Genomic DNA, 13,374 nt, shown 5'->3' with positions numbered 1-13,374 from the left:
GGCAATCCGGTCCGGGCACCGGGGCGGAGTGATGATTTTGATGCGCGCCCGGGCTTGGCAACCGACCGCATTTGGCGCAAAAGGCGGCGATCAGCAATATATGCAGGATAGGTTGGGCATGTCGGGCAAGGTTTCCTTTGAACTCAAGGCCACGGATGGCAAGGCACGGACCGGCGTGATTTCCACGCCGCGCGGCGACATTCGCACGCCTGCTTTCATGCCCGTGGGGACTGCGGCCACCGTGAAGGCAATGATGCCAGAGTCGGTGCGGGCGACCGGGGCCGATATCCTGCTCGGCAACACCTATCACCTGATGTTGCGCCCCACCGCGGAACGCATTGACCGGCTGGGTGGCCTGCACAAGTTCATGAATTGGGAGCGCCCCATTCTCACGGATTCAGGCGGGTTTCAGGTGATGTCGCTGGCGGGCCTGCGCAAACTGACCGAAAAAGGCGTGACCTTCAAAAGCCACATCGACGGGTCCAAGCATGAGCTGACCCCGGAACGCTCGATGGAGATCCAGCGGCTGTTGGGCTCGGACATTGTGATGTGCTTTGACGAATGTCCCGCATTGCCTGCGGATCGCGACCGCATTGCCGGGTCCATGCGCCTGTCGATGCGGTGGGCCGAGCGCAGCCGCGAGGCCTTTGGGGATCGTCCCGGCCACGCGCTCTTTGGTATCCAGCAGGGCGGTCTGGAACAGGATTTCCGCGAAGAAAGCGCAGAGGCGCTGAAAAAGATCGGCTTTGACGGCTACGCCGTGGGCGGTCTGGCCGTGGGCGAAGGGCAGGAGGCGATGTTCGACTGCCTCGACTACGCGCCCGACATGTTGCCCACCGACAAGCCCCGTTACCTCATGGGTGTGGGCAAGCCCGACGACATCGTCGGCGCCGTCGCGCGCGGCATCGACATGATGGACTGCGTTCTGCCGTCCCGTTCGGGGCGCACCGGTCAGGTCTTTACCCGTCACGGTGTTGTGAATATCAAGAACGCGCGCCACGCGGACGATCCGCGCCCCCTGGACGAACAGTGCTCCTGTCCGGCCTGTTCAGACTACAGCCGCGCCTATCTGCACCATGTGTTCCGCTCGAACGAGATGATCTCGGGCATGTTGCTGACCTGGCATAACCTGCACTATTTCCAGGAGATCATGGGAGGTATGCGGGACGCCATCGCCGCAGGGACGTTTGAAATTTGGCAGAAAGATTTCCATGCGGGGCGGGCGCAAGGGGATATTGAGCCGCTGTAGGAAAATTTGTTAGTGGAAAATAGTTTCAAAGCTCTTGCGCGGCCAACCAGAATGGCAGGCCTGATAGTGGCGTTCGTCGGAACTCTAATTAACCTAACTCCAATGCTCAATTGGACACTCATTTTTGTTTTTTACTCGGTTGGCTCACTTTTCTTGGACGATCTTAACCCAAGTTTCTCCGAGTGGTTGAAAGGGCTAGGCTCAATTTCCAGTTGGTGGCTCTGGGTCCTTTTGGGACTGTTTGCGTGGAACCTATCCCGGCGTCGCCCTGTCTTTGGAGCAGTGAGTTTGTTTGCGGTGGCTGGCGGCGGTTTTGTGCACTTTAGTCAGGGTGCATTCGGAAACCTGGGCAATTACATGTTGGTTGCGGGGGGTATGTTGGTACTTTTAGCGATTCAGTTTTCACGCATGAAGTGAACGATCTCAATTGTCGCTACACTTTCCTGTGGATTAACCACAAAGCCCGCTTGCACCTCCTTGCACACACAGGCATTCTGTCCCGCACCATCTGGAATGGTTGAAAAATGGGGGGCATAACCCCAGTTTAATCACCCAGGAAACGGAAATGGCCCATGGGTTGCCTAGATTAGGGACCCGCGCTGTTTTGCCAAGAACAAGGACTGAGCATGTTAGACCCCCTGAACGCATCCTACCCAGTGCTGCCATTGCGCGACATCGTCGTGTTCCCGCACATGATCGTGCCGCTCTTCGTGGGCCGCGAGAAATCCGTGCGCGCGCTGGAAGAGGTGATGCAGGACGACAAGCAAATTCTGCTGTCGAGCCAGATTGACCCCGCCCAGGACGACCCGGAAGCCGAAGACATCTATCGCGCCGGCGTGCTGGCCAATGTGCTGCAACTGCTGAAACTGCCCGATGGCACCGTCAAGGTGCTGGTCGAGGGTGTGGCGCGTGTGCAGATAACCGATTTCCTCGAGAACGAAGATTTCTTCGAGGCCCGCGCCGAGTATCTCAGCGAACTTCCCGGCGATCCCGCCACCATCGAGGCGCTTTTGCGCACCGTGGGCGATGAGTTCGAGCGCTACGCCAAGGTCAAGAAGAACATCCCCGAAGAGGCGCTGAACGCTGTTGCGGAAACCGTGGAACCGGCCAAGCTGGCTGATCTCGTCTCGGGGCACCTCGGCATCGAAGTGGAGCAGAAGCAGGAGCTTCTGGAAACGCTCTCGGTCAGCGAGCGTCTGGAAAAGGTCTATGGCCTGATGCAGGGCGAAATGTCGGTCCTGCAGGTCGAGAAAAAGATCAAGACCCGCGTCAAATCCCAGATGGAGAAGACCCAGCGCGAGTATTATCTGAATGAGCAGATGAAGGCCATTCAGAAAGAGCTGGGTGATGGCGAGGACGGCTCGAACGAAGTGGCCGAGCTGGAAGCGAAGATCTCTGAGACCAAGCTGTCCAAGGAAGCCAAGGAAAAGGCTGACGCCGAGCTGAAAAAGCTCAAAAACATGTCCCCGATGAGCGCCGAGGCGACCGTGGTGCGCAACTATCTCGACTGGATGCTCAGCATCCCGTGGGGCAAGCGCGGCCGCGTCAAGAAGGACCTCAACAAGGCGCAAGAGGTGTTGGACAACGACCACTATGGTCTGGAAAAGGTCAAGGAACGCATCGTTGAGTATCTCGCCGTGCAACAGCGCTCGTCGAAACTCAAGGGTCCGATCCTGTGCCTGGTTGGCCCTCCGGGCGTGGGTAAGACCTCGCTTGGGAAATCGGTTGCCAAGGCCACGGGGCGCGAGTTCATTCGCATCTCGTTGGGTGGGGTGCGTGATGAATCCGAGATTCGCGGTCACCGTCGGACCTATATCGGCTCGATGCCCGGTAAGATCATCCAGGCGCTGAAAAAGGCGAAGACCACCAACCCGCTGATCCTGCTCGATGAAATCGACAAGATGGGGCAGGATTTCCGGGGTGACCCGGCCTCCGCCATGCTCGAGGTGTTGGATCCGGAACAGAACGGCACCTTTGTCGATCACTATCTCGAGGTGGAGTATGACCTCTCGAACGTGATGTTCCTGACCACGGCGAACTCGTACAACATGCCCGGACCCTTGCTGGACCGGATGGAGATCATCACGCTTGCGGGCTATACCGAGGATGAAAAGCGCGAGATCGCGAAACAGCACCTGATCGACAAGCAGGTCAAGAACCACGGTCTGAAAAAGGGCGAGTTCGAGATCACCGATGAGGCGCTGACCGAGGTCATCCAGCGCTACACCCGCGAGGCGGGCGTGCGGAACCTGGAACGCGAGATTGCCAAGCTGGCGCGGAAAGCCGTGACCAAGATCGTCAAGAAGGACGCCGAACAGGTGGTCGTGACCGGCGAGAATGTCGATGACTTCCTCGGCGTCAAGAAATTCCGCTATGGTCTGGCCGAACAGGCCGATCAGGTGGGCGTTGTCACCGGCCTCGCCTGGACCAGCGTGGGCGGCGATCTTCTGTCAATCGAAGCTCTGCGTCTGCCGGGCAAGGGACGAATGAAGACCACTGGCAAGCTGGGCGATGTGATGAAGGAATCCATCGACGCGGCCTCGTCCTATGTGCGGTCGATCTCACCTAAGATCGGTGTGAAGCCACCGCAGTTCGAAAAGTGGGACATTCACGTGCACGTACCGGATGGCGCGACGCCCAAGGATGGCCCCTCGGCGGGTCTGGCCATGGTGACCTCGATTGTTTCCGTGTTGACCGGTATTCCGGTGCGCAAGGACATTGCCATGACTGGCGAAGTCTCTCTGCGTGGCAATGCGATGCCGATTGGAGGTTTGAAAGAGAAACTGCTGGCGGCTCTGCGTGGCGGTATCAAGACCGTATTGATACCGGAAGAGAACGAAAAGGATCTCGCCGAGATTCCCGACAACGTCAAAGACGGGTTGGACATCATCCCGGTCACCCATGTCTCCGAGGTGCTGAAACTGGCGCTGGTCGGTGAGCCGGAAGCGGTGGAATGGGATGAGGCGGCCGAGGCCGCAGCGGCGCTCGCCAAGGATGGCGGGGCAGGGGCCACGGCGCACTGACCCGGCACACCCGGTTTACAATACAAAAGGCGCGGAGGTTTCCGCGCCTTTTTTGTCTGTGGTCTCGCAGGCCCTGATGGCAGCGGATGCCATCGTGCGCAGCCCCTAACGCCCCGCCAGAGTCACATCCAGCCGATCCCCCGCGTCAACCACGGATGCGCGTTCGAGTGAGACGCCGTGGCTACAAACCCAGCGTCGGCCTGGTTACCTCGACACAATTGCCATGGCAATGGCGATGGCCGCCACCAGGATAACCATGTCGTTTGCCGTCGGTTGGCTGGCATCTTCGGCCACGGATTGCGACGAGATGATCGGTGCCTTTGTGGACCCGGCTACAGCCGACGTGCCCATCAATGAAATGACCAGCATGGATGCGATGGCAGTTCGCTTCATGTTTTGTATCCCCCAACAGAAAATTATGTACTTAAAAAAGCTTTCGCATTTATCGCCTTCTGTCAACAGAGACTGTGGTGCGACGGGGCTATTGCTGCTAATCTGTTTCCAAACAGGCAACAATGGCGAGGTATGGCAATGGCCAGGACAACAACGACGAGCGGACGCAAGACGACCAGTGCACCCAAGACAAAGACCACCCGCAAGCCAGCGGCCCCTGCAGCCCCCAAGGCTGCAGCGGTGGTGGTTCAGGAAAAATCCCCCGTGGTCTCTGCTCCGGATCTCAAGAAAACAGACCTCGTCGATGCAGTGGTAGAACGGTCCGGCGTCAAAAAGAAATTCGCAAAGCCCGCCATCGAGGCGGCGCTCGCCGTGCTGGGTGAGGCTCTGGCCGAAGGGCGTGACCTGAATCTGCGCCCGCTTGGCAAGGTCAAGATCCAGAAGTCCAAAGAGCTTGCCAACGGCACCGTGATCACCGCACGTATCCGCCAGCCAGAGGCCAAAAAAGATGACGGCGATGGGGTTGCAGACGCTGCGGAGTGAAGCTAGATAGCGCGCTACCGGGTGATTAGCTCAGTGGTAGAGCGCTTCGTTCACATCGAAGATGTCAGGAGTTCAAATCTCTTATCACCCACCAGAATTCCGCAAAACGCGTCCCTGATCGGGGCGCGTTTTTTTCATGTTAGCCGCATCAAGTATGACTGATGCCCCTCGACCACCAGCGCGCCCTCCTGATTGTGGATGCGGATGGCCACTGTCAGCACACCGGTGGTCGCGCCCGGCTTTAGCTCGGTGACCTCAAATTCCGGGTAGAGCGTGTCTCCGCAATAGACCGGCTTCAGAAAGCGCGAGGATTGCTCGATGAACCCGATCAGCGCCTCTCCCATTTCATGGGCCAGCGGGCTGGCCCCGATCGCAGCCTGTATCAGCGTCTGATAGCCATGGGCCATCAGGTCGGCGTGCCCCATGCGCCGCAGGTAGGCGCGGTCATAGTGAATCGGGTGATTGTCACCACTGGCAGCCTGAAACGCCGCAAAAACGCCATCGGTCATGGTGCGGGACGGGGCGCGAAACACCTCGCCAATACAGAACTCGGCAAAGGGGCGGGGCGGGTGCATCTGGTGCTTGGCAGGGTCAAAAGTCATGCCCCCATTGGTCATGCTCAGCTATCTTTCGTCAATTTCAAAAAACCCGCATCTTGGCTCTTGCACATGTCTCAAACACCGGCTAAATACCCGCCCACCGGGTCGTTAGCTCAGTTGGTAGAGCGCTTCGTTTACACCGAAGATGTCGGGAGTTCGAGCCTCTCACGACCCACCATCAAACCCCCTGAAAATCCTGCTTTCAAAAGCGCCGCTTGTCTGTCGACTGCTTGGGTTGCACGCGCCCAATCGACTCTCGTGGTGGCTATCGACACCCGAGCACCATGGCCCCGGCCCGCAAAGCAAAAGTCCCCAGCCAATAGGCCGGGGCACAGGATGCTGGACGCGCAGATCCAGAAACCTTTCAGCTATTTCTCGTAATGCCCCGTCTGGTGCCAGCGCCAGGCGTCGGCGACCATGTCTTTCATGGTTGAGCGTGTCGGGGCCCAGCCCAGCACCTTTTCAGCCTTGGTCGAACCGGACACCAGCTTGGTGCAGTCTCCGGCGCGGCGGGGGCCTTCTTCGTAGGGCACGTCACGGTTGGTGACGGCACGGGATTGGTCGATGACCTCGCGCACGGAAAACCCCTTGCCGGTGCCGAGGTTAAACACCTCGGACGGTTTGCCGTCCAACAGCCACCGCAACCCCAGAATATGCGCCTCAACCAGATCGCAGACATGTACATAGTCGCGGATGCAGGTGCCATCCGGGGTGTCATAATCGGTGCCGTAGATGGTCAGCGCATCGCGCCGCCCGTCAATTGCATCCAGCATCAGCGGGATCAAATGCGTCTCGGGCCGGTGGAATTCACCGATTTCGCCCTCGGGATCACCGCCCGCCACGTTGAAATAGCGAAAGATCACATGGCGCAGACCCTTGGCCGCCTCAAAATCCTTCAGCATGTCCTCAATCGCGCGTTTCGAGGCGCCATAGGCGTTGATCGGATGCTGTTCGATGCTCTCATCCAAGAGCACATTGTCATGCTCGCCGTAGGTGGCACAGGTCGAGGAAAACACAAAGTTCTCACAGCCCGCCGCTGTGGCCGCCTCGATCAGGTTCAGGGATCCGCCAGCGTTGTTGAGCCAGTATTTCCCCGGCTCCGCCATGCTCTCGCCCACCTGGCTGAGCGCCGCGAAATGCATCACGGCCACGGGGGCATATTGGGCAAAGACCGCGTCCAGCCGGGCGCGGTCCATGAGATCTCCGTGTTCGAAGGGGCCGAATTTGACCGCGTCTTCCCAGCCGGTACATAGGTTGTCAAAGGTGACCGGCGTAAAACCCGCCAGCTTTAGGGCCTTGCAGGCGTGCGACCCGATGTAACCAGCACCGCCAGTAACAAGAACATGTGACAAAGGGGCCAAGCTCCTTGGATAGGGCAGGGGGGGGCTTACTCGGCCGCTTTGCGCGTTGCGGCAAGCTCGTCGAGATAGGCCATCAGATCATCGCGCAACTCGTCACGGGCCAGACCAAAGGCCACGGTGGCCTGCAGGAACCCGGACTTCGAGCCGCAATCATAGCGTTGACCGCGAAAGCGGAACCCGTAGACGCCCTGTTCTCCACCAATCTCCTTGGCAATCGCGTCGGTCAGCTGGATTTCCCCGCCAGCGCCGGCGTCCTGTTTGCTCAGGTTGCGCAGCACGCTCGGTGTCAGGATATAGCGTCCGATCACTGCGAGGTTGGACGGCGCCTCTTCTGCTTTGGGTTTTTCAACCATGCCCTTGACCGACACCAGTGACCCCATGTCGTCAGCAACATCGAGAACACCATAGGACGATGCTTTCTCAGGCGGCACCTCCATGGCGGCGACCATGCAGCCGCCGGTCTCTTCATAGGCGTCGACCATCTGTTTCAGGCACCCCTGTTCGCCGTCAATCACGTCGTCAGGCAGGATCACCGCAAAGGGTTCGTTTGCGATCAGGCGGCGGGCACAATGCACCGCATGCCCCAGACCCAGGGCCCGGTGCTGGCGGATATAGGCAATCGCGCCGCTGTCCATATAGGTGGATTTCAGGACCTGCATCAGGTCCTTCTTGTCTTTCTTGCGCAGCTCCTGTTCCAGCTGCGGCGCATGGTCAAAATAATCCTCCAGCGCGCTCTTGCCGCGCGAGGTCACAAAAATGAATTCCTTGATCCCGGCCTCGCGGGCCTCATCAATTGCGTATTGGATCAAAGGGCGATCCACCAGCGTCATAATCTCTTTGGGAATGGCCTTGGTTGCCGGGAGAAACCGTGTTCCAAGCCCCGCGACGGGAAAAATCGCCTTGGTTACCTTCTTACGCATATCACTACTCGCATCAAATTTTTTGTTAGGACATCACGCAACCAGGCGCCCGCCCGCGAAAATACTAATCTGCCAACTGGGGCTTTTCAATGGCGTTCCCCGTGGCGAATCTAAGGCATTTCACCTTGTAGCACTTGAAATACAGCTTTGGACCGTATCTCAAAAGCCCAAATGTTCAATTCTCAACAGGGAACGCACCGGCCGACCACAAAGCACGTATAGACCCTTGGTGCTGTAGCTTGGCAAGCTTCTGAGAGTGTCTCCTCAGATGTCCAGCTGCGCTTTTGCTGACACAAAATGCGATATGGCACAGGCCACGACCTTGGGGTGAGACATCTTTGTATTTCCCTCCTTGAGACGGCGTATCGGTATTGCAGCACGCTTTGGTGATCGACCAAGTCGCGCAGGCAAAATAACGTCCGACAAGAGCGACAAAAAAATATCAAACTGCCCCACTTAATCCGCTTGACGCGCCATGCGGGGCGGCATAAACCACGGCTCACGCTGACGGGCATGGCCCTGACGCGGGTAGTGAGCGGTTGTAGCTCAGTTGGTTAGAGTACCGGCCTGTCACGCCGGGGGTCGCGGGTTCGAGCCCCGTCAACCGCGCCACCACTACCAGCCTTGGTCCCCGGCAATAGGGACGCGCCGAAAGGCAATGCGCGGTTGTAGCTCAGTTGGTTAGAGTACCGGCCTGTCACGCCGGGGGTCGCGGGTTCGAGCCCCGTCAACCGCGCCACTTTCTTCCCCAGAGGATTGCCGATGAACGTGTTGGACAAACTGTCGTGGACCCTGGTGATCCTCGTGGCCCTGACCCTTGGCCTTGCGCCCTTTACGCCTGAACCGCACATCTGGGAGAAGCTCAGGATGCTGGTCGCCGCTGACCTGGTGAAACCTGTCGACTGGTTTGACCTTGTGCTGCATGGGGCGCCTTGGGTGGTTTTGGTGCTCAAGGCTGCTCGGAACCTGTCGGCAAAAGCGGGCTGAAACCGGCCTTGCCCTCTGGGCAACAGGTCGGATTACCCCACTGACCCAATGGTCTGGCGTGGCGCGTCAGGCCTGCTTCGAAACGCAGAAGGCGTGCAGCCCAGCCTTGCCGCGAAAACCTGCGAGAAATGCCCCGCGGTGCGAAACCCGCAAGCTGCAGCGATGTCGCCGACCGACAGGCGGGTTCCCGTCAACAGGGCCTGGGCCTGGCGCAGCCGCGCTGTAAGGTAGACGTCCTTTGGCGATTGTCGGAGCAGGGCATGGCAATACCTGTTAAGCGTTCGGTGCGGAATCTCCAGCCGTTTGCATATTTCGGACAGGGCCAGAGGCTTTTCGATGTTGGCCTCGACCAGTGCCAGAAACCTCTCGGCAGTCAGCTCCATGTCCGAGGCCCTGTCATGAAACATCAAATCGGATTGGTCCGTGCCAATCAGAGTCGGTTTCAGGATCAATTGCCGGCGCAGGCTTGCAGAGAATTCCGACCCGTGACGCCCGCTCAGAAAATGCAGCAGCATGTCGGCCACGCTGTCGCCGCCGGAGCACACCCAGATGTCGTCAGACGCGGTAAAGGGTTTGCGCGTGAACGACACGTCGGGAAACCTGCGTTTCAGAACGGCCAGTTCGCTCCAATGGGCGGCGCAGCTGCGGCCATCCAGCAGACCAGAGTGGGCCACAGCCCATACCGCAGACCCCAGCGCACAGATCGACGCCCCGCGCCGATGCTGGGACCGCAGCCAGGCAATCAGCCTGGGCGGAAAACTGGCATGATCCGTCTTTGCGTTGGAACACAACACGACAACCCCGGGCCTGGGCATGTCCCGCAACCCCGTGGTGACGTTGATTTCCGTCCCGTTGGAACATGTCACCAGCCCCGGGCTGATCGATACGGGCCTTGTCAGATACATTGGCTGGCCAAGCTCTGCATTGGCAAAGCGGAACAACTCGGCCGCCACAGCATAGCCAAACAACGAAAACTGATCCGTAATAATCAGTGGAATGTCCACGCTACGTACCATTATGGCCAGTTATGACCATCATCTGGCCAGTTTCAATAAGTCCTGTGCAGCGGTGCTGCTACCCTGCGGACATCCCAGAGCATAAGGAACACGCGCCATGAGCCCCAAACAACCAAACATCCTGCTGATCATGACCGACCAGATGACCCCCTTCATGCTCGAGGCCTGCGGTGGCTCGGGCGCCAGAACCGCACACATGACAGCCCTGGCACAGCGATCTGCCACTTTCACGGACGCCTACACTCCCAGCCCGATCTGCGTTCCGGCCCGGTCCTGTTTCATGACCGGGCTCTATACTTCGACCACGGGCTGTTATGACAATGGCGACCCCTATCACAGCTTTATCCCGACCTTTGCGCACTACCTGACCAACGCGGGATACGAGACAGTCCTGTCCGGCAAGATGCACTTCATCGGGGCCGACCAGCTTCACGGGTTCCAGCGCCGCCTGAACACGGATGTGTACCCCTCGGGCTTTATCTGGTCCTATCCGCTGCCACCCGAAGACGACCCGGCATTCCGGGCCTTTGACTTCACGCCGCAGTATCTGGCCGAGAACATCGGCCCCGGTTGGTCCAAAGAGCTGCAATATGACGAAGAGACACACTTTAAGTCGCTCGAATATCTGCGCCATGCGCCTGACAAACCTTGGATGCTCACGGTTTCGTTCACCAATCCGCACCCGCCCTACAAAGTGCCCAAGAAATACTGGGAGATGTACAAGGATGCCGATATCCCGCTGCCGGACTACCCCGAGGATATGGACGACAGATACTCGGACTATGATCGGGCGATCCGGCGCTGGCACGGGCTGCACGAGCGCGGGGATGAGATTCGTGATCCGAAGAACCTGATTGCCATGCGGCGCGGATTTGCCGCCCTGGCGCATTATGTCGACGACAAGATCGGCGAGCTGCTGGGCGTTCTGGACGAAAACGGCCTGCGCGACGACACCATTGTCATCGTCACGTCCGACCACGGCGAGATGCTGGGCGAAAAGGGCATGATCCAGAAACGAAGCCTGTATGAGTGGTCCGCCCGTATTCCGCTGTTCATCGACATCCCCGGCGTCGCGCCGCAAGAGATATCAACGCCGGTATCCCTGCTGGATGTGCCCGCGACGCTGATCGAAATAGCAGGCCAACAGCCGGTGCAGCCGCTGCAGGGGCGGTCGTTGCTTGCCGCGGTCCATGGTGCGGACCTCGCCGTGATCCCGGTGATCTCCGAATACCATGGCGAAGGCATCATGCGCCCGGCCTTTATGGTGCGCCTGGGTGAGTGGAAGTATCACTATCTGCACGGCTCGGCACCGCAGCTCTACAATCTGGCTGAGGACCCCGACGAGTGGCACAACCGCGCCGGAGACCCGGACTGCCGCGAGATCGAGGCAACGCTCGAGCAGGTCATAACCGGCGGTGACTTCGATCTCGAAAAGATCAGCCGCGAGGTCTGGGAGCGGCTACCGCTCAAGCAGGTGGTCAATGACGCAATGAAGCGCAACAACACGGCCTGGGACTATGCCGTCGATCAGAATGCGGCCACTCAATACGTGCGAACCTGACACTTTGGCTGGCTTGTCTGGGATTGGTCAGGTCCAAGGCAACCAATTCGGCCATCGGCGCATTGCAGGGATTTGACAGAAGGCACCCTTCGTCGCCATTAACGAAACGGCCACGCCTTTGACAGCGTGGCCATCCGTGTCTTGCAGGACCTCTTCAGGCGGTCACTTGGTCAACTCCGCCAGAATCCGTGCCCAGCTCCGCGTGCCCTTGTGAAAGCTCTGCAGGTCGTATTTCTCATTTGGCGAGTGGATCTGGTCGTCATCCTTGCCAAACCCGATCAGCATGGAATCGACGCCCAGAATGTCCTTGAAATACCCGGCAATCGGGATTGATCCGCCACAGCCCACGTAAGCTGCCGGGCGGGGCCATTCGTCGGACAGCGCCTTGCGCGCCTTTTCAAAGGCCGGGTCGGCAATCGACATCTGCGAGGCAGGTGAGCCTTTTTCCGTGCGATACGTGACCGTGAACCCGTCGGGCAGGTTGCTCTCCAGATAGTGCCGGAAACTTGCGCGGATCTTGTCGGGGTCCTGCTGGCCCACCAGCCTGAACGACAGCTTGGCCGAGGCTTCGCTGGGCAGCACGGTCTTGAAGCCGTCACCGGTATAGCCGCCCCAGATGCCGTTCACGTCACAGGTCGGGCGCGACCAGATCTGTTCCAGCGGCGTGCGGTCCTGTTCACCTGCCGGCGCCTTCAGCCCCACATCCCCCAGATAGGTCTCGTGGTCAAAGTTCAGCCCCTGCCATTGCGCACGGATCTCATCAGCCAGCTCGGGCACGTCGTCATAAAAGCCGGGCAGGGTCACGGCCCCCGTCTCGTCCTGAAGCCCCGCCAGAATGCCGGACAACACCCGGATCGGGTTCATGGCAATGCCGCCATACATGCCCGAATGCAGATCGCGGCTGGGGCCGGTGATGGTGAAATCCTCACCCAATAGCCCGCGCAGCTGCGTGGTGATCGCGGGCACGGCGCTCTCGAACAATCCGGTGTCGCAGATCAGCGCAATATCCGTGGTCAGTTCCTCGGCGTTTTCCTGCATGAACGGCACCAGCGAAGGCGAGCCTGATTCTTCCTCACCTTCTAAAAAGAACGTGATCTTGCAGGGCAGGGCGCCGTGTACCGCCTTCCACGCGCGGCAGGCCTCGAGAAAGGTCATCAGCTGGCCCTTGTCGTCGGACGAACCGCGCCCGCGGATCACCTTACCGGCTGGCGTTTCCTCGATCGCCGGGTCAAAGGGGTCGCGATCCCACAGTTCCAGCGGGTCCACCGGCTGCACGTCATAATGGCCGTAGAACAACAGGTGCGGTCCCGGCCCATCCACATGGCCCACCACCATCGGGTGCCCCGGAGTGGGGCGCTTTTCCGCTGTAACACCAAGGGTTTGCAGATCAGCCACCAGCCAGTCTGCGGCCCGGTCACACTCGGCCTTAAAGGCCGGATCGGTCGAGATCGACGGGATTCGCAAAAGCTCCATCAGACGGTCCGTGGCCTCGGATAGGTCGGAATCGATACGGTCCAGTACGTTTTCAAGCGACATGTTTTGGGGTCCTGTTCCTATAACTCAACTGTCATTTGTGGCGAGCCTATCAGGCCTGACGGCACTGTCCAGCGACGGCACAAAGAGGCGGTGAATGTCTTGACTTGTGTCAAGGTTGGGCATCGCGGCAAAATGTAACCTGTTGTGCAAATGGTGCGCGCGATATATCCATTCATACACTTGAAT

The 13,374-nt window shown here is 59.2% G+C and carries 12 protein-coding genes and 4 tRNA genes; 10 read left to right on the top strand and 6 right to left on the bottom strand.

Annotation, left to right across the window (positions count from 1 at the left end; all coding sequences use genetic code 11):
• Nucleotides 1–118 precede the first annotated feature (118 nt).
• The 3 genes from tgt to lon all read left to right on the top strand — a co-directional run bounded on the left by tgt (nucleotide 119) and on the right by lon (nucleotide 4,272).
• Nucleotides 119–1,249 (top strand): tRNA guanosine(34) transglycosylase Tgt, encoded by a 1,131-nt coding sequence (gene tgt / locus EK369_RS03855; RefSeq protein WP_127112527.1) that lies wholly within the window; start codon nucleotides 119–121, stop codon nucleotides 1,247–1,249.
• 51 nt (nucleotides 1,250–1,300) lie between these two features.
• Nucleotides 1,301–1,666, top strand: a complete 366-nt coding sequence (locus EK369_RS03850; protein ID WP_127112336.1) for a hypothetical protein — start codon at nucleotides 1,301–1,303, stop codon at nucleotides 1,664–1,666.
• A gap of 209 nt (nucleotides 1,667–1,875) precedes the next feature.
• Nucleotides 1,876–4,272 carry an endopeptidase La gene (lon, locus tag EK369_RS03845; RefSeq protein ID WP_127112335.1) on the top strand — a complete coding sequence of 799 codons (2,397 nt, stop codon included), beginning with the start codon at nucleotides 1,876–1,878 and terminating at the stop codon, nucleotides 4,270–4,272.
• Between the two features lie 204 nt (nucleotides 4,273–4,476).
• Here the strand turns inward: lon and EK369_RS03840 are convergent, their stop codons facing one another.
• Nucleotides 4,477–4,665 (bottom strand): hypothetical protein, encoded by a 189-nt coding sequence (locus tag EK369_RS03840; RefSeq protein WP_127112334.1) that lies wholly within the window; start codon nucleotides 4,663–4,665, stop codon nucleotides 4,477–4,479.
• Between the two features lie 138 nt (nucleotides 4,666–4,803).
• Here EK369_RS03840 and EK369_RS03835 point away from each other — a divergent pair, with 138 nt between their 5' ends.
• Together EK369_RS03835 and EK369_RS03830 are read left to right on the top strand one after the other, a co-directional pair.
• Nucleotides 4,804–5,208, top strand: a complete 405-nt coding sequence (locus EK369_RS03835; protein ID WP_164726847.1) for an HU family DNA-binding protein — start codon at nucleotides 4,804–4,806, stop codon at nucleotides 5,206–5,208.
• Between the two features lie 19 nt (nucleotides 5,209–5,227).
• Nucleotides 5,228–5,302 (top strand) — tRNA-Val (locus tag EK369_RS03830).
• Between the two features lie 40 nt (nucleotides 5,303–5,342).
• On the opposite strand, the gene EK369_RS03825 is transcribed toward EK369_RS03830, so the two are convergent.
• Complete coding sequence (locus EK369_RS03825; protein ID WP_127112333.1) at nucleotides 5,343–5,810, bottom strand: MaoC family dehydratase; 468 nt, start codon at nucleotides 5,808–5,810, stop codon at nucleotides 5,343–5,345.
• A 99-nt stretch (nucleotides 5,811–5,909) separates the two neighbouring features.
• Between EK369_RS03825 and EK369_RS03820 the strand changes: the two genes are divergently transcribed.
• A tRNA-Val gene (locus EK369_RS03820) sits at nucleotides 5,910–5,985 on the top strand.
• 190 nt (nucleotides 5,986–6,175) lie between these two features.
• Here the strand turns inward: EK369_RS03820 and galE are convergent.
• Nucleotides 6,176–7,159, bottom strand: a complete 984-nt coding sequence (gene galE, locus EK369_RS03815; protein ID WP_127112332.1) for a UDP-glucose 4-epimerase GalE — start codon at nucleotides 7,157–7,159, stop codon at nucleotides 6,176–6,178.
• A 35-nt stretch (nucleotides 7,160–7,194) separates the two neighbouring features.
• Nucleotides 7,195–8,088 carry a UTP--glucose-1-phosphate uridylyltransferase GalU gene (gene galU, locus EK369_RS03810; RefSeq protein ID WP_127112331.1) on the bottom strand — a complete coding sequence of 298 codons (894 nt, stop codon included), beginning with the start codon at nucleotides 8,086–8,088 and terminating at the stop codon, nucleotides 7,195–7,197.
• A 535-nt stretch (nucleotides 8,089–8,623) separates the two neighbouring features.
• Between galU and EK369_RS03805 the strand changes: the two genes are divergently transcribed.
• From EK369_RS03805 to EK369_RS03795, 3 genes are all read left to right on the top strand, one after another.
• Nucleotides 8,624–8,700, top strand: a tRNA-Asp gene (locus EK369_RS03805).
• A 50-nt stretch (nucleotides 8,701–8,750) separates the two neighbouring features.
• Nucleotides 8,751–8,827: transfer RNA gene (locus EK369_RS03800), tRNA-Asp, on the top strand.
• Between the two features lie 23 nt (nucleotides 8,828–8,850).
• Entirely contained in the window at nucleotides 8,851–9,075 is a 225-nt protein-coding gene (locus EK369_RS03795) for an RND transporter (protein ID WP_127112330.1), read from the top strand.
• 32 nt (nucleotides 9,076–9,107) lie between these two features.
• Here the strand turns inward: EK369_RS03795 and EK369_RS03790 are convergent, their stop codons facing one another.
• Nucleotides 9,108–10,091, bottom strand: coding sequence for a GlxA family transcriptional regulator (locus tag EK369_RS03790; RefSeq protein ID WP_127112329.1), 984 nt, complete (start codon nucleotides 10,089–10,091; stop codon nucleotides 9,108–9,110).
• 97 nt (nucleotides 10,092–10,188) lie between these two features.
• On the opposite strand from EK369_RS03790, the gene EK369_RS03785 reads away from it, so the two are divergent.
• Nucleotides 10,189–11,652 carry a sulfatase-like hydrolase/transferase gene (locus tag EK369_RS03785; RefSeq protein ID WP_127112328.1) on the top strand — a complete coding sequence of 488 codons (1,464 nt, stop codon included), beginning with the start codon at nucleotides 10,189–10,191 and terminating at the stop codon, nucleotides 11,650–11,652.
• Between the two features lie 162 nt (nucleotides 11,653–11,814).
• On the opposite strand, the gene EK369_RS03780 is transcribed toward EK369_RS03785, so the two are convergent.
• Nucleotides 11,815–13,188 (bottom strand): M20/M25/M40 family metallo-hydrolase, encoded by a 1,374-nt coding sequence (locus EK369_RS03780; RefSeq protein WP_127112327.1) that lies wholly within the window; start codon nucleotides 13,186–13,188, stop codon nucleotides 11,815–11,817.
• Between the last annotated feature and the right edge of the window lie 186 nt (nucleotides 13,189–13,374).

Origin of the sequence: Shimia sediminis (assembly GCF_003990645.1) — a bacterium.
Classification (GTDB): Bacteria; Pseudomonadota; Alphaproteobacteria; order Rhodobacterales; family Rhodobacteraceae; genus Shimia; species Shimia sediminis.
The sequence above is the reverse complement of the archived record's forward strand: the minus strand, read 5'-3'. Positions and strand labels throughout refer to the sequence as shown.

Bases quoted from the DNA above. Each gene is read 5' to 3' on its own strand.
- tgt (WP_127112527.1), top strand. From the start codon at position 119: ATGTCGGGCAAGGTTTCCTTTGAACTCAAGGCCACGGATGGCAAGGCA.
- EK369_RS03850 (WP_127112336.1), top strand. From the start codon at position 1,301: ATGGCAGGCCTGATAGTGGCGTTCGTCGGAACTCTAATTAACCTAACT.
- lon (WP_127112335.1), top strand. From the start codon at position 1,876: ATGTTAGACCCCCTGAACGCATCCTACCCAGTGCTGCCATTGCGCGAC.
- EK369_RS03840 (WP_127112334.1), bottom strand. From the start codon at position 4,665: ATGAAGCGAACTGCCATCGCATCCATGCTGGTCATTTCATTGATGGGC.
- EK369_RS03835 (WP_164726847.1), top strand. From the start codon at position 4,804: ATGGCCAGGACAACAACGACGAGCGGACGCAAGACGACCAGTGCACCC.
- EK369_RS03825 (WP_127112333.1), bottom strand. From the start codon at position 5,810: ATGACTTTTGACCCTGCCAAGCACCAGATGCACCCGCCCCGCCCCTTT.
- galU (WP_127112331.1), bottom strand. From the start codon at position 8,088: ATGCGTAAGAAGGTAACCAAGGCGATTTTTCCCGTCGCGGGGCTTGGA.
- EK369_RS03795 (WP_127112330.1), top strand. From the start codon at position 8,851: ATGAACGTGTTGGACAAACTGTCGTGGACCCTGGTGATCCTCGTGGCC.
- EK369_RS03790 (WP_127112329.1), bottom strand. From the start codon at position 10,091: ATGGTACGTAGCGTGGACATTCCACTGATTATTACGGATCAGTTTTCG.
- EK369_RS03785 (WP_127112328.1), top strand. From the start codon at position 10,189: ATGAGCCCCAAACAACCAAACATCCTGCTGATCATGACCGACCAGATG.
- EK369_RS03780 (WP_127112327.1), bottom strand. From the start codon at position 13,188: ATGTCGCTTGAAAACGTACTGGACCGTATCGATTCCGACCTATCCGAG.